Genomic DNA, 14,997 nt, shown 5'->3' with positions numbered 1-14,997 from the left:
ACAGTCCGGTGACTGCATGAGCCTACGTTGTCGATACGACACGCCCACCCGAACAAGAATCGGTGTAACCCATGAGCAAGCTGAACAAGTCCATCGTCGCGGAATTCGAATCCGCCCAGATCACCCGTGAACTGCCGAAGTTCAGCCAGGGCGACACCGTTGTCGTCAACGTGAAGGTGAAGGAAGGCAGCCGCGAGCGCGTGCAGGCCTACGAAGGCGTCGTCATCGCCACCAAGAATGCTGGCCTGAACTCCTCGTTCACCGTCCGCAAGATCTCGCACGGCTACGGCGTCGAGCGCGTGTTCCAGACCCACAGCGCCATCATCGACTCGGTCGAAGTGAAGCGTCGTGGTAAGGTCCGCGCCGGCAAGCTGTACTACCTGCGTGGCCTGGAAGGCAAGGCTGCCCGCATCAAGGAAGACCTGGCTGCCGCTGCTGCCGCCAAGGCTGCCCGTCTGGCCGACAAGGCCTGATAAACAACTTCGGTTGTTGCCGCAACGGCCACCTTCGGGTGGCCGTTTGCGTTTCCGGCATCGCATCGGTCACGATCGGGTGATGAATGACATCAGCCGGCACTATCCGCCCGTGATCCAGTCGGCGTTGCGCTTCCTCGACGGCAAGGGGCTGGCACGCGTGCAATCGGCGCCGTTGCTGCATCGCCTGCTGTGGCGCGTGGGCATCGCACTGCCACCGCCGATTCTGGCCGGCTTCGGCACCAACGCGCTGGTGCAGGGCCTGTTGTTTGGGCTGTTCTGGACCGCGCTGATGTGGCTGATGCTGTGGCAGGGCAGCGAGCGCCCGCTGGCGCTGTTGCTGGTGGCCGGGCTGTTGGCCGGTGCGCTGTTCGGCGTGGTGATGGCGGCCCTGATGCGCTCGCTGCGCCGCCACCGCAAGCTGCCGGACTGGCGGCAGTTCCGCGCGCGGCAGGCGGACTGAGCCGATGGCGCACTGCGCCGTGACCGCCAGGTAAGGGTCGCGCTAGGCTGCGGTTCCATCCCGATGGACGTGCCGTGCGATGCCTGCCAAGCGAACCGCACCTTCCGCCGCGCCCACGCTGTTGTCCGGCGGCAATCCGCAGATCGCCAAGGGCGAGGGCAATGCCCCGGTGCAGGCGTATATCGCGGCGATGCCGGACTGGAAGCGTCTGATCGGCGAACAGCTGGATGCGCTGATTGAACAAGCCGTACCCGGGGTGCACAAGGCGGTGAAGTGGAACTCGCCGATGTATGCGGTGGCCGCGGGCGAAGGCTGGTTTCTCAGCTTCCATTGCTTCACCCGCTACATCAAGGTGGCGTTCTTCCGCGGCGCTGCACTGACGCCCGTGCCGCCGGAGCCGTCCAAGAGTGCCGATACGCGCTACCTGCACATCCCGCAGGATGGCGCGCCGGATGAAGCGCAGTTCCTCGACTGGGTGCGCCAGGCCGCCGCGCTGCCCGGTGAGCGCATGTAACCCCGACGTTCTGGTTTCCTCCCCGACGAGAGCTGCTGATGGCCACGCATGCACCGAACCCTGCCGATGCCGGAACCCCGGCAACTGAACTGATCGATGCGCGCATCGCCGAACTGGGCGACTGGCGTGGCAAAGTGCTGGCACGCGTGCGTGCGTTGATCCATGAAGCGCTGCCGGACGTGCAGGAAACCTGGAAGTGGCGCGGTACACCGGTGTGGGAGCACAACGGCATCCTGTGCACCGGCGAGACCTACAAGCAGGCGGTGAAGCTGACCTTCGCCAACGGGGCGGCGCTGGCCGATCCGAAAGGCCTGTTCAACGCCAGCCTGGAGGGCAACACGCGGCGCGCGATCGACATCCATGAAGGTGCGATGCCGAATGCCGCTGCGTTGAAGGCGTTGCTGCGCGCGGCGGCGGCGTTCAACGCGGCGAAGAAGAAACGCTGACCGCCTCCTGTAGCGCCGAGCCCATGCCCGGCTTGGAGGGCCGCGCCTGTGCGGACCAACGGTCCGCACCCACCTCAGCGCGGCGGAGTGGCATCCAGCGCGGCATCCGGGTCGGCCACCGGCGACGGTGGGCAGGCCGGAATTTCCGACGGCGTGGCCAGTTCTTCGGCGTGCGAAGGCTTGCCCATCATCTTCGCCTTGCGCCAGCCACCCCAGCGGTAATACGCCAGCGACAGCAGCATCGACACCAGCGAACTGACCGGGAAGCTCCACCAGATCGCATCGGCGCCCCAGTACGGCTGCAGCAGCTCGGCGAACGGCACGCGCACGCCCCACAGCGAACCGGCCAGGATCAGCAGCGGCGGAATCACCGCGCCGGTGGAGCGCACCACGCCGGAGATCACGAAGCTGACGCCGAAGAACAGGAACGAGCCGATCACCACGTGGTTGAGGTGGCGGGCGATGTCCAGCGCCTGGCTGGCCGGCGGCAGGAACAGGGCCAGCAGCTGGCGATCGAACACCACCAGCGGCAGGATCAGCGCGCCGGTCAGCAGGAAATTGAACAGCACGCCCTGGCGCGCGGTGCCGCGCACGCGGTCCCAGCGCTGCGCACCGACGTTCTGCGCGGCCATCGACGAGCACGCGGCGCCGATCGCCATCGCCGGCATCTGCAGGTAGTTCCACAGCTGCAGCGCGGCGCCGTAGCCCGCGCCGGTGTCGGTACCGTACTGGTTGACCATGGTCATCAGCAGGATCACCGACAGCGAGATCAGCACCATCTGCAGGCCCATCGGTACGCCCTTGACCACCAGCGCCTTGAGGATGGCCAGGTCGAGCTTGAACAGGCGCATGTCGGCACGGCCCAGCCACAGCGTGTGGCGCTTGTGCCGCATGTACAGCAGCAGGCCGGCCAGCGACAGCGTCTGCGCGACCAGCGTGGCCCAGGCCGAGCCGGCAATGCCCAGCGCCGGGAACGGGCCCATGCCGAAGATCAGTACCGGGTTCAGCACGATGTCCAGTGCCACCGAGACCATCAGGAAACGGAACGGCGTGCGCGAGTCACCGGCACCGCGCAGCGCGGCGGTGAGGAAGGCGAACGCATACAGCGTCGGCATCGCCAGGAAGATGATCTGCAGGTAGACCTCGGCCAGCGGCAGCGAGGCGGCCGGCGTGCCCATCGCCGCCAGCAGCGGATGGGCCATGAACCAGCCGGCGATGGCGATGATCACCGACAGGCCGATGAAGAAGGTGGCGCTGGTGCCAACCACGCGCCGCGCCTGCGCGATGTCGCGCGCGCCGATGGCCTGGCCGATCAGGATGGTCGAGGCCATGCCGAAGCCGAACACCGAGCCGATCAGGAAGAACATGATGTTGTTGGCGTTCGCGGTGGCGGTCAGTGCCGCCTCGCCGAGGAAGCGCCCGACCCAGACCGCATTCACCGAACCGTTCAGCGACTGCGCGATGTTGCCTGCCAGGATCGGCAGGGAAAACAGCAGGAGATTGCGGCCGATCGGGCCGGAGGTCAGGTCAATCGGCGCTTTGGCCATGGAGTGGTGATCGAATCCCGGGAGGCGCACACTAGCACCAAGCCGGTTTGCAGGATGTGGCAATGCATCAACGACTGCAGATGAAGCGGAGCGTGGCGCTGGCCTTGATCGGCGCCGCACTGGCCGCATGTTCGACAGGTGACCGGCTGGGCGATACCCAGGTGCGGCCAACCGACCGCCCTGAGTGCCTGGTCGGCAGCCAGCGCCAGGATCTTTCCGCCGGCGTACCTACCCTGATCGGGGGCAGCGGCTGCCGCACCGATCCCGACAACCCGCGTCCCCTGAACAAGCGAACGGAGTAGTCCCTGCCGATGACCGAGCTTTCCCCGCTGTCGCCCAGTGTCCGCCTGGACATCTGGTTGTGGGCGGCCCGCTTCTTCAAGACCCGCAGCCTGGCCAAGCAGGCCATCGAAACCGGCAAGGTCAGCGTCGCGGGCCAGCGTCCGAAATCCTCGCGCGCGGTGCGTGTGGGTGAGCAGCTGCAGGTGGATCGCGGCGAAGAGCATTTCGAGATCCGGGTGCTCGGCCTGAGCGACCAGCGCGGGCCCGCACCGGCGGCGCAGCAGCTGTATGCCGAGAGCGAGGCCTCCAAGGCCCGTCGTGCCGAACAGCGTGCGCTGCGCATCGCCGCACGCGATGGGTTCCAACCGCCAGAGCACAAACCGGACAAGCGCGCGCGGCGGTTGATCCGCGCGCTGGGCGATATCGACGCGCTCTGACCGAACGGCGATTCCGGTGCATGGTTCCTATCGCGGCGCGAGAGGAGGCGTGAGTCACGGTGCATTCGGAAAGGGCGGGGCAGGCTGGAAGTCCACTTTCTGGAAGCCTGCCCATGCATCGCATGCTGTTATGCCTGTCCCTGCTTGCCGCCGCGCCATTGCACGCGGCCGACATCACGTTCTGGGACACTCCGCAGCGCGGGGGCAACAGCATGAACATGTCGCCTCCGGACCGGAGCTACTTCGAGGCCCTGCGCGCGACCGGTGCGACCTGGGTACGGCTGGTAACGGACAAGTGGAAGGGGCAGGGCGGGCGTGACTTCCTGATTGGCAACGCCGACGACTACCGTAGCCTGGTTCCGGCCGACCTGGCCACGCTGCGGCGGGTGCTGGATGATGCCGACGCGGCTGGGCTGAAAGTGGTGCTGACTCCTTTGTCGTTGCCGTTGCTGCGCTGGAAGCAGCACAACGGCGACAAGGTCGATCCGCGCCTGTGGCAGTCCTTCGACAATCACGCGCCGGCCCGGCGCTTCTGGAGCGACCTTGCCACGGCATTGAAGGGCCATCCCGCACTGGCCGCCTACAACCTGATCAACGAGCCGGTTCCCGAGTATGGTGCTGGCCTGGCCGAGCATGCCTCGGCCGCGGCCATGCAGCAGTGGTACGCCGGTGTGGAAGACGGTCCACGCGATCTGCGCCGCTTCTATTCGGAACTGATCGCCAGCATCCGTGCGGTCGATGCGGACATGCCGTTGATGCTGGATGCCGGCTGGTACGCCGCTGCCGACGGTTTCAACTACTGGCCGGCGCCGCTGGCAGATTCGAAACTGCTGTACAGCGTGCACATGTATGAGCCGTATGCCGCAACCAGCGCGCCTAACCAGAAGCGCACCACGCCGTATCGCTACCCAGGCATGGTGCCGTTTGGCGAACACATCGAACGCTGGGATGCCGCGCGGGTCCGCAGTTACCTGCAGCAGCCGATGGACTGGGCGAAGACGCACGGCGTGAGGGCCAACCGCATGGTGGTCGGCGAATTCGGCTGCATGCGGCGCTGGCCCGACTGCGGCCGCTACCTGCAGGACGTGCTGCAGGTGCTGGAGCAGGACAAGGTGCACTGGGCCTTCTACGCGTTCCGCGAGGATGGCTGGGATGGCATGGACTACGAGCTGGGCGACAGTCCGCTGCCGTGGTCGTACTGGCAGGCGCAGGAGAAGGGGAAGACCGTGGCGCCGCCGCGTTCGATGAAGGCACCGGTGTTTGCGCCGATCCTGGAGCGGTTGAAGGCGGGCAACCGGTAAGACGCCGGGCATTGCCCGGCGCGTCCCATGGAGATGCCGATCACGCCGGGCCACGCCCGGCGGCGGCATCGTTCAGCGCTTGCCACCCAGCAGGCTGCCGCCGATCTTGAGCAGATCGCCCACGCCGAGCTGGCCGTCACCGTCCTGGTCCAGCAGGCTGCCGAGCAGGCCACCGGCAAGACCGCCCTGTTGCTGCACCTGCTGCTTTTCCTGGCCCAGGGCCTGGCTGAGCGAGCCGGCATCGGCCTGGCCGCCACCGAGGCGCTGGGCAAGGAAGGCCATCACGATCGGCGCGAGGATCTGCAGCAGCTGGCTGGTGCGGCCGCTGTCGAGCTGGGTGGCCTGGGCCAGGCCGGTTTCCACCTTCTGCTGGCTGCCGCCGAAGATGTGGCCGAGGATGCCGGCGCCATCGCTGGCGGCACCGCCGCCGCCGCCACCCAGCACCGAGCCGAGCACGCTGCCCAGGTCCAGGCCACTGTGGTTGTTCTGCAAGGCGCCGAGCAGTGCCTGCGCGCCCTGCGGCTGCGAGGCGTTGTTGCCCAGCGCGCCCATCAGCACCGGCAGCGCGGCACTGATCGCGCCGGAAGCCTGGGTATCGCTGATGCCGAGCTGCTGCGACACCTGCTGCAGCGGGGCGCCCTGCAACTTGGCGAGAAGTTCATCGGTCAGGCTCATCTGCGGGATCCTTGATTGGGGTTGGGCGTGCAGAAGGTACGACGCGGACCGTTAAAACGGCGACGCCGCCTCGCAGGGAGGCGGCGTGCCGTTCACGGGGGAGGGCGATCAGAGCTCGATGTCTTCGGCGCCCGGGGTGGCGGTGGGGAACTCCGCTTCCGGCTGGGCCGGCTTGAACGGATCCGACGGCTGGCTGGCCAGCGCCTTCAGCGCCGCGGCCACACCGGCACCGTAGGCCGGGTCGGCCTTGCTGCAGTTGTCGATGTGGCGCTGCTTGATGAAGTCCGGCGCATCGCCCAGGGCACGGGCGGTGTTGGCGAACAGGCGGTCCTTCTGTGCCTGGTTGTAGCTGCGGAACAGCGCACCGGGCTGGCTGAAGTAGTCGGCGTCGTCCTCACGGAAGTTCCAGAAGTCGGCGTCGCCGCGGATCTTCATCGGCGGCTCGCGGTACTCCGGCTGCTCCTGCCACTGGCCGTAGCTGTTCGGCTCGTAGTGCGGCAGGCCGCCGTAGTTGCCGTCCACGCGCATCGCACCGTCGCGGTGGTTGCTGTGCACCGGGCAGCGCGCTGCGTTCACCGGAATCTGGTGGTGGTTCACGCCCAGGCGGTAGCGCTGCGCATCGGAGTAGGCGAACAGGCGCGCCTGCAGCATCTTGTCCGGCGACGGGCCGATGCCCGGCACCAGGTTGCTCGGTGCGAACGCTGACTGCTCCACGTCCTGGTACCAGTTGACCGGGTTGCGGTTCAGTTCGAACTGGCCCACTTCGATCAGCGGGTAGTCGCTCTTCGGCCACACCTTGGTCAGGTCGAACGGGTGCACGCGGTAGGTTTCCGCATCCAGTTCCGGCATGACCTGGATGAACAGCTTCCACTTCGGGAAGTCACCCTTCTCGATCGCGGCGAACAGGTCGCGGCCGTGGCTTTCGCGGTCATGGCCGACCAGGATCTGCGCCTGCGCGTCGGTCAGCGATTCGATGCCCTGCTGGCTGACGAAGTGGAACTTGACCCAGAAGCGCTCACTGTCGGCGTTGGTGAAGCTGTAGGTGTGCGAGCCGAAGCCGTGCATGTGGCGGAAGCTGCGCGGGATGCCGCGATCGCTCATCACCACGGTCACCTGCAGCAGGGCTTCGGGCAGCAGCGTCCAGAAATCCCAGTTGTTGCGCGCGCTGCGCAGGTTGGTGTGCGGGTCGCGCTTCACGGCCTTGTTGAGGTCGGCGAACTTGCGCGGGTCGCGCAGGAAGAACACCGGCGTGTTGTTGCCGACCAGGTCCCAGTTGCCTTCTTCGGTGTAGAACTTCAGCGCGAAGCCGCGGATGTCACGCTCGGCATCGGCGGCGCCACGCTCGCCGGCCACCGTGGTGAAGCGGGCGAACATCTCGGTCTGCTTGCCGACCTTCTCGAACAGCTTGGCGCGGGTGTACTTGCTGATGTCGTGGGTGACGGTGAAGGTACCGAACGCGCCCGAGCCCTTGGCGTGCATGCGACGCTCGGGAATGATCTCGCGGTTGAGGTTGGCCAGCTTTTCCAGCAGCCAGACGTCTTCCATCAGCAGCGGGCCGCGTGGGCCGGCGGTCTTGCTGTTCTGGTTGTCCACCACCGGCGCGCCGAAGGCCGTGGTCATCGGGGTCACCGGATCATCGCCCTGCTTCTGTTTCGGCGTGGTGCTCAGCTCGCGCTGCTGCTGGGCGCCTTCCGCAGGCGACGGCGCGGCGTGATACGGGCATTTGGGGCTGTTGTTATCGGACTGGCTCATGGCTGGCTCCTGCGGGTGAAGACGGGGTGGAACATCTTCACTCGACTTTAGCTAGCGCCAGATGAAATGAATAATCGAATGATTCGTTCAGGTTGATAGATTCTGTCAATTGAAACTCAGAATCAGATCTGCGAAATCTTTCGATGGGCCTCCTGCGAGGCAGGAGGCCAAGCGCTTGCGCTGCGGCTACAGCAGCGCTTTCAAGCGATACAACGCTTCCAGCGCCTGCTTCGGCGTCAGTTCGTCCGGATCGATGGCGGCCAGTGCTTCCTGTGCCTTGTTCGATGGCGCCGCGAACAGGCCGAACTGCTGCGGTGCATCCAATGCCTGTGGTGCCAGCTCGGCGGCATGGCTTTCACCACCGCGCTGTTCCAGCTCGGCCAGGCGACGGCGCGCCTGCGCTACGGTGGCGCGCGGCAGGCCTGCCAGGGCCGCCACCTGCAGGCCGAAGCTGCGGTTGGCCGGGCCGTCCTTCACCGCGTGCATGAACACCAGCGCCTCACCATGCTCGACCGCGTCCAGGTGCACATTGGCAATACCGCTGCGGCCGCCTTCGTGCTGCTCATCGGCCAGCGCGGTCAGCTCGAAGTAGTGGGTGGCGAACAGCGTGTAGCAGCGGTTCTGGTAGGCCAGGTGGCGGGCCACCGCGTCGGCCAGCGCCAGGCCATCGTAGGTGGACGTGCCGCGGCCGATCTCATCCATCAGCACCAGCGAATGCGCGGTGGCGTGGTGCAGGATGTAGCTGGTCTCGGCCATTTCGACCATGAAGGTGGACTGCCCGCGGGCCAGGTCATCGCCGGCGCCGATGCGGGTCAGGATGCGGTCGATCGGGCCGATCAATGCGCGGCTGGCCGGCACGAAGCTGCCGATGTGGGCCAGCAGCACGATCAGCGCGTTCTGCCGCATGTAGGTCGATTTACCGCCCATGTTCGGGCCGGTGATGACCAGCATGCGACGGTCCGGATGGAGGTCCAGATCATTGGGTTCGAACGGCTGCTCGCGTACCGCCTCGACCACCGGGTGGCGGCCGCGTTCGATCTTCAGGCACGGCTCGGCCTGCAGTTCCGGCCGGGCCCAGTCCAGCGCCTGCGCGCGTTCGGCGAAGGCGGCCAGCACGTCCAGTTCGCTGAGTGCGGCGGCGCACTGCTTCAGCGGCTCCAGCTGCCCGCCGAGGGTATCCAGCAGCTGCTCGTACAGGTACTTCTCGCGCGACAGCGAGCGGTCGCGCGCGGACAGCACCTTGTCCTCGAACGCCTTCAGTTCTTCGGTGATGTAGCGCTCGGCATTGGTCAGCGTCTGGCGGCGGGTGTAGTGCACCGGCGCGCGGTCGGACTGGCCCTTGCTGATTTCGATGTAGTAGCCATGCACACGGTTGTAGCCCACCTTCAGGGTGGCAATGCCGCTGCTTTCGCGCTCGCGCTGTTCCAGATCGACCAGGAACTGGTCGGCGTGGGTGGAGAGGCGGCGCAGTTCGTCCAGCTCTTCATCGAAGCCATCGGCCAGCACGCCGCCGTCGCTCAACTTCAGCGGCGGCATCTCGGCGATGGCGCTGGCCAGCAGCTGCGCGCACTCGTCGTGCTCGCCCAGCGCCGCATGCAGGGCCTGCAGGCGTGGTGAGTCCAGCGGGGCCAGCACGTCGCGCACCGCCGGCAGCAGGCCCAGGCCGTCGCGCAGGGTGGAGAAATCGCGCGGGCGCGCCGAGCGCAGCGCCACGCGGGTGAGGATGCGTTCCAGGTCGCCAAGGCGGCGGAACTGCTCGCGGATGTCAGCGTCGCTGCCGCGATCGATCAGGGTTTCCACCGCATGGTGGCGCTGTACCAGCACCTCGCGCAGGCGCAGCGGACGATGCAGCCAGCGCCGCAGCAGGCGTCCGCCCATCGGCGTCACCGTGCTGTCGAGCACGCCCAGCAGCGTATTGCGGGTGTCGCCATCAACACGCGTATCCAGTTCCAGATGGCGGCGGGTGGCGGCGTTCATCGCGATCGCCTCGCCGGCAGTCTCCATCGCGATGGAGGTCAGGTGCGGCAGGCGCTGCTTCTGGGTTTCCTCGACATAGCCGAGCAGGGCGCCGGCGGCAGCGGTCGCGCGCGGCTTGTCATCGATGCCGAAGCCGCTCAGGTCATGCAGTTTGAAGAAGTTCAGCAGCTGGCGGCGGCCACTGTCGGCATCGAACAGCCACGGCGCGCGGCGACGCACGCCGGTGCGCTGGCGCAGGAACTCCGGCCAGTTTTCTTCGTCGGGCACCAGCAGCTCGGCCGGCTCCAGCCGTGCCAGCTCGGCTTCCAAGGCGTCGTCGGTTTCCACTTCGTTGACCAGGAAGCGGCCGCCAGCCAGGTCGGCCCACGCCAGGCCGTAGCCCTGCTTGCTTCGCGACAGGGCCATCAGCAGGGTGTCGCGGCGTTCATCCAGCAGCGCCTCGTCGGTGACCGTGCCGGGAGTGACGATGCGCACTACCTTGCGCTCGACCAGGCCCTTGGCCAGCGCCGGGTCGCCGATCTGTTCGCAGATCGCCACCGACTCGCCCAGTGCCACCAGCCGCGCCAGGTAGCCTTCATAGGCATGTACCGGCACGCCGGCCATCGGGATCGGTGCGCCCCCGGAGCTGCCGCGCTGGGTCAGGGTGATGTCGAGCAGGCGCGCCGCCTTGCGGGCGTCGTCATAGAACAGTTCGTAGAAGTCACCCATGCGGAAGAACAGCAGCAGGTCCGGGTAATCGGACTTGGCCGCGAAGAACTGCTTCATGAGGGGCGTGTGCTCTGCACTGGCCTTCGATGTAGACGGTTTCGCTTTTGAATCAGTAGTTTGCAAGAGAACTTCCTACGGTTTGTAGCGGTCGATCCCGGCAGCTGACGGCAAGTAACGGGGTTCTTCGTTGCGCCGCAGTTGCGGTGATCACTCAAAGAGGATCAAATCGATGTTGCGACGGACAGACGGCGGATCGACCATGGATACGGTTGTTGCGACGCAGGCAGAGGCCCCGCGTCGCCGAGGCACCAAGTTTAAGCTGACCTACCGCCAAATCTGCGAACTGAGCGTGGCCAAAGGCCCGGTCGAAGGCAAGCAGGGAAGGGTGGTCATCGCCCCTCGACTGCCCGGAGACGCCGGAAAGCCTTACCGCGTCCTGGACGGCAATCAGGGCGCGCCAACGGGCTTTGGCTTCTACGTGGGCACGACCCGCACCACTTACGAAGTCGTGGTCCGAGGCCCGGCCGGGGTTCGTCGGTTCTCCTTGGGCAGCGTCACCGACATTGACCCCGAGCAAGCCTACGAGCTCGCTCGGCGGAAGTTGGCCGTGGTCCGAGAAACGGGCGAGCATCCTTCGAAGGAAGAGGCCCGAGCCGAGCAGCTGGTGGAGCTAAAGGGGCTCACGCTGGCGGACTGCTTTGCGGCCTACGTTGAGGACCTGCAGAAGCGCGTCCGCAACAAGAAAGCCAAGCCCGCCAGCATCCGGGCCATCCAGGACAGCTTGGCGCGGTTTGCCCGGCCGGAAGTTGGGCTGGCGGACAAGCCCATTCTTCAGCTTTTGGACAAGGACATCCACCGTGCGTTCGACGGCCTGCGGCGGTCGTCTATGGTGCGCTCCAACCGGATCCCCACCCCCATGCGCCAAGCGCTGGCTGGTCAGCCGGATTGGGCCGAGCTTTCCACGCAACAGCTCGAAGCGTTGGGCGTGACCGGGAAGTACATCCAACGAGTCAAAGCGGCTGGTCTGGCGTCGACCGAACACGCGTTCACGGACGCGAAGAGGGCGGTCGACCTGGTGCTGAAGCGGGAACGAAAAGCGGCGGCTCAGCAGCAGCGGGAGCCGGTGCTGCGTTACAACCCGTTCCAAGTCATCCACGACGACGACATGTTGCGGGACTCGCAAACGCTGCGCCGCCACTACGAGCGTGCCGAGGTGCGCAACCCGTTGGGGGACGAGACGCTTCCCACGGTCCTCAAGGTGATCTTGGCCAGGCGGGACGAGCAAGGCGGCTTGAACGCCACCGGCGCGGACTACTTGCTGCTGACCCTGCTCTGGGGCACCCGCCGCGGCGAGGCCGCTCCCCTGCGCTGGTTTGACCGGTGCTCCCCGGGCGAGCTGCGCCAGTCGGAAGTGTCCTGGGTCTGGTTGGCCGGGCCGGATGAGGTCAACCCTTACACGAGGCGGGCAGGGTCTCAGGTCTACCTGTTTGACACCAAGAATGGCGAGGAGCGCTACCTACCGGTGGCCTACTTTGCTGAAAAGATTTTGCAGCGGCGTTTCGACGAGCGCGCGGACGAAACCAGGCTCAAGCAAGACTTGGCGGACGCGGAAGAAGTGTTGGCCGCCGCCCGAGCCAGGCGTGCTCGCCGGGATCTTCTGGACCAGCTGGAGAGAGAGGCGGAGAGGGCACGCCGCGCGCTGGCCAAAACCATGTTCGTTTTCCCCGCCCGATCGGACCGAAGCACCACGGGGCACTACTCGGACAGCAAGAGCATCGTGGCAAACGTGCGCCGGGACGCGGGGTTGCTCGATCTGCGGGCAGAGGTCGACATTGGTCTGACCCTCCACGACCTGCGCCGGACGCTCGGCCGTTACGCCGCCCTCCTGTTCGGCGAAAGCCGAATCGTGTCCCAACTGCTCCACCACAGAACGTTGGGGCGAGGCGAGGATCGAATGGCCGCTGTATCGGAACGCTACACCGAGCAGGAGTGGTCCAAGCTCCGCGAGGCCATGGGCCGGGTTGAAGAGCACATGGTGGCCACGAGTCCCCGTGTTTGGAACCGCTTGAAAGGCACGGACAAGCCCCGCCTGGACGAGTCCGGCGATGCCCCAGTCTCGATTTTCTCAGCAAGAAACCGGCGCGACGCCCAGTAAGGAGCGACTCAATGGAATGCCAGCGTAAAGAAGAGGACTACCTCGAGCAGCGCTCTGCGGCACTGGATGCTGAACTGAACAAGGCCGCCGCAGGCTTGCCGCCTCCGACGATCAGCACCAAGGCAGCGGCGCGTTACCTGGGGGTCCACTTCGACACGCTGGGGGAGTGGCGCCGTCGAACGCCTCCGGCAGGGCCGCCTTTCGTCAAAGGTGCCGGCCGCGCTGCGGGAGGGGCCAACGAGCACGTCCGTTACCCTTACACCGAACTCGTTGCTTGGCAGGCCTCGCGCGTAGGGCGCAGTGTCAAAGAGCGTCGCCTGATCGACGAACTGGACGCAGCCCAGCAACGGGTCCGCGAGCTCGAAATCGAGTTGGCCCTGCGGCAGGCGCGGGACGACGCAAGCCGGCTGCAGAAGAAGTTGGGCCGCATCGCATCGCTGGCCACGCTCGATGACATTGCCGTGGTTCCCCATGAGTGGGCATTGGTGGATGGCCAGGTGGCGGGGCATGTCTTGGTGGTGGACGACCAAGTGCTCAGCGGTGCGCTAGAACGTGGCGACGTGTGGGATGCCACAGTCGAGATGGCCCTGCAGGCGCCTTGGGTCGACGGGGAGACGCGTGAGCCCTACCACGCCGCTTACGAAAGGGTATTGCAGGTGGCAATGCATGAACTCTGCGAAGCGCAAGCCGCTCAGCGAGCCAGCGATCTGGAGGCGCGTTGGGCGCTAGGGGACGCAGCGGGTCGGTCGGTGCGGCCTTTCGCCCGGGACAAAGAAAAGTCGTGACGCGGCAGACGGGCCCGGGGGGGGCGACTACGGGCATGTTTTACAGACAACGCGCAGTTGGTTCTAGCGGATGTCGCAGCGTGTAGCACCTGCTTGGATAGGTGATGGTCCTACAAACTCAGGGGGAAAAGATATGAACAAAAGCATTGCAGCGGCCATGGGCTTCGACGACCTCTACGGGGGCAGTGAGGCCTTCCGTGAGCGCTTCGATGAGATGCTGGACGCGGTGAAGGCGCTCCCAGAAGGCCTGCAGGAGCGTGGGCGGTCACTGATGTATCCCCAACTGCACAACGCCTGCGCGATGGGGGATGTCGAACTGGTGACGGCGCTCTTAGCTACCGGCCTGGACCCCGATGCGTACACCTACACAGACGACGATGAGGATCAGCCGCCCTTGGTCTGGCTGGCCCGTGACTTGGAGCTCGATTTCGAGGTTAAGTGCCAGGTCGCCGAGGCACTGATTGGTGCAGGGGCGAGCGTGGAAGAGGGGGAGCCGAAAGAAGAGGCCAAAGACTTGGGGGACGAGGCGTTTGTCGACTTCCTTAATTCCAAGGGGCAGTCTGACAGGGGGTACTGATACATGATCACCTTCGTTTCCGCTTATGTTCGGTTCTCGCGGTCTTTGAATCGAAATGGAGCGAAGATGGCGGATCCGCCCGCGTCTGAGCCCATGATCATCCCGAGGAGCGCGACCCAAAGGGGTGTCCTGTTTGTATCTAGCCACCGTCGCGGTTAGGCCTCCTTCGCAGCTAGCCTGTCGCGCGTGGCCGGTAGGGATAGCGCTCGCACACGTGACAATTGTGGAGCTTCAGGATTGACAATGCGCCCATGTTTGCTAGATCAGCTCTTTAGCCGAGAGACCAAACATGAAAATTGAGGATTTCTGGAATGCCGCTTTCCTTGCCGCGCTACACCGACTGCCCGTCGCGCAGGCAAAAAAAGAGGCGGACCTAGCGACCGACGTTTGCATCGATCATTGGCATGCAAACTGGGAGAACCGTTCAGTTGCTAACGCGCCGAAGGTTCAAGACATCGACATTGGCAGCGTCTACAAGCCTGTGGACGGCTTGGGTAACGCGATCCGAGATCTCCCACGGCTCTGGTCCGCCGATGAAAAACAGGGGAGTTAGCCCTCCCGATACCCGTGTTCTTCTAGCCAGAGGATCGCCTGTTCTTCCGAATCGTAACTGCCTATGTGTCGTCCGCCTGGGATTTCATAGGCCGCCCACTTCGAAGCAAGCTGCAGGCTGACATGCTCTGGCGGACAAGTCGTCCCTTTCGGAGGGACCAAGTAATATCTTCTTACGGGCCTCTTGCCACTTGCACGCGGGGGACTTGTGATTGTGCTGGGCTTGTCGACATCACCAGAACTTGCCAGTTGCACATCGCCGGCCACTAGCCCCTCGTCGGAGAGAGCGGGAATTGGTTCTGGAAGTTGATTCTTCGCCGGAATCGGCTCGCCTTTGTCTCCTACTTCAGGGG

At 65.6% G+C, this 14,997-nt stretch carries 15 protein-coding genes; 11 read left to right on the top strand and 4 right to left on the bottom strand.

The features are described from left to right. Nucleotides 1–71: 71 nt before the first annotated feature. The 4 genes from rplS to ARC63_RS03980 all read left to right on the top strand — a co-directional run bounded on the left by rplS (nucleotide 72) and on the right by ARC63_RS03980 (nucleotide 1,896). Entirely contained in the window at nucleotides 72–473 is a 402-nt protein-coding gene (rplS, locus tag ARC63_RS03995; protein ID WP_005415736.1) for a 50S ribosomal protein L19, read from the top strand. An 82-nt stretch (nucleotides 474–555) separates the two neighbouring features. Beyond that, nucleotides 556–936, top strand: coding sequence for a DUF6404 family protein (locus tag ARC63_RS03990; protein WP_057502586.1), 381 nt, complete (start codon nucleotides 556–558; stop codon nucleotides 934–936). 79 nt (nucleotides 937–1,015) lie between these two features. Next, nucleotides 1,016–1,450: a DUF1801 domain-containing protein gene (locus ARC63_RS03985; RefSeq protein WP_057502585.1), complete on the top strand. Its 435-nt coding sequence runs from the start codon at nucleotides 1,016–1,018 to the stop codon at nucleotides 1,448–1,450. A 38-nt stretch (nucleotides 1,451–1,488) separates the two neighbouring features. Next, the gene (locus ARC63_RS03980) at nucleotides 1,489–1,896 is read left to right on the top strand and encodes a DUF1801 domain-containing protein (RefSeq protein WP_057502584.1); all 408 of its coding nucleotides are present in this window, start codon (nucleotides 1,489–1,491) and stop codon (nucleotides 1,894–1,896) included. Between the two features lie 74 nt (nucleotides 1,897–1,970). Here the strand turns inward: ARC63_RS03980 and ARC63_RS03975 are convergent, their stop codons facing one another. After that, complete coding sequence (locus ARC63_RS03975) at nucleotides 1,971–3,443, bottom strand: MATE family efflux transporter (RefSeq protein ID WP_057502583.1); 1,473 nt, start codon at nucleotides 3,441–3,443, stop codon at nucleotides 1,971–1,973. Nucleotides 3,444–3,505: 62 nt separating this feature from the next. On the opposite strand from ARC63_RS03975, the gene ARC63_RS03970 reads away from it, so the two are divergent. The 3 genes from ARC63_RS03970 (at nucleotide 3,506) to ARC63_RS03960 (ending at nucleotide 5,463) form a co-directional block, all read left to right on the top strand. After that, complete coding sequence (locus ARC63_RS03970) at nucleotides 3,506–3,745, top strand: hypothetical protein (protein ID WP_010483240.1); 240 nt, start codon at nucleotides 3,506–3,508, stop codon at nucleotides 3,743–3,745. Nucleotides 3,746–3,754: 9 nt separating this feature from the next. After that, nucleotides 3,755–4,162, top strand: a complete 408-nt coding sequence (locus ARC63_RS03965; protein WP_010483238.1) for an RNA-binding S4 domain-containing protein — start codon at nucleotides 3,755–3,757, stop codon at nucleotides 4,160–4,162. A 113-nt stretch (nucleotides 4,163–4,275) separates the two neighbouring features. Next, nucleotides 4,276–5,463: a glycoside hydrolase family 5 protein gene (locus ARC63_RS03960; RefSeq protein WP_057502582.1), complete on the top strand. Its 1,188-nt coding sequence runs from the start codon at nucleotides 4,276–4,278 to the stop codon at nucleotides 5,461–5,463. A 72-nt stretch (nucleotides 5,464–5,535) separates the two neighbouring features. Here the strand turns inward: ARC63_RS03960 and ARC63_RS03955 are convergent, their stop codons facing one another. The 3 genes from ARC63_RS03955 to mutS all read right to left on the bottom strand — a co-directional run bounded on the left by ARC63_RS03955 (nucleotide 5,536) and on the right by mutS (nucleotide 10,698). After that, a complete protein-coding gene (locus tag ARC63_RS03955) occupies nucleotides 5,536–6,138 on the bottom strand; it encodes a DUF937 domain-containing protein (RefSeq protein ID WP_010483234.1) in 603 nt (200 codons plus the stop codon). A 108-nt stretch (nucleotides 6,139–6,246) separates the two neighbouring features. Further along, entirely contained in the window at nucleotides 6,247–7,890 is a 1,644-nt protein-coding gene (locus tag ARC63_RS03950; protein ID WP_057502581.1) for a catalase, read from the bottom strand. 186 nt (nucleotides 7,891–8,076) lie between these two features. Beyond that, nucleotides 8,077–10,698, bottom strand: coding sequence for a DNA mismatch repair protein MutS (gene mutS / locus ARC63_RS03945; RefSeq protein ID WP_082587807.1), 2,622 nt, complete (start codon nucleotides 10,696–10,698; stop codon nucleotides 8,077–8,079). Between the two features lie 136 nt (nucleotides 10,699–10,834). Between mutS and ARC63_RS03940 the strand changes: the two genes are divergently transcribed. From ARC63_RS03940 to ARC63_RS03925, 4 genes are all read left to right on the top strand, one after another. After that, on the top strand, nucleotides 10,835–12,730 hold the full coding sequence (locus ARC63_RS03940; RefSeq protein WP_057502597.1) for a site-specific integrase: 1,896 nt from the start codon (nucleotides 10,835–10,837) through the stop codon (nucleotides 12,728–12,730). Nucleotides 12,731–12,741: 11 nt separating this feature from the next. Further along, nucleotides 12,742–13,515, top strand: coding sequence for a hypothetical protein (locus tag ARC63_RS03935; RefSeq protein WP_057502580.1), 774 nt, complete (start codon nucleotides 12,742–12,744; stop codon nucleotides 13,513–13,515). Between the two features lie 133 nt (nucleotides 13,516–13,648). Continuing rightward, nucleotides 13,649–14,092 carry a hypothetical protein gene (locus tag ARC63_RS03930; RefSeq protein ID WP_057502579.1) on the top strand — a complete coding sequence of 148 codons (444 nt, stop codon included), beginning with the start codon at nucleotides 13,649–13,651 and terminating at the stop codon, nucleotides 14,090–14,092. Between the two features lie 289 nt (nucleotides 14,093–14,381). Further along, nucleotides 14,382–14,645: a hypothetical protein gene (locus ARC63_RS03925; protein WP_057502578.1), complete on the top strand. Its 264-nt coding sequence runs from the start codon at nucleotides 14,382–14,384 to the stop codon at nucleotides 14,643–14,645. Nucleotides 14,646–14,997 lie beyond the last annotated feature (352 nt).

This window comes from Stenotrophomonas geniculata ATCC 19374 = JCM 13324 (assembly GCF_001431625.1).
GTDB classification, from domain to species: Bacteria; Pseudomonadota; Gammaproteobacteria; order Xanthomonadales; family Xanthomonadaceae; genus Stenotrophomonas; species Stenotrophomonas geniculata.
The sequence above is the reverse complement of the archived record's forward strand: the minus strand, read 5'-3'. Positions and strand labels throughout refer to the sequence as shown.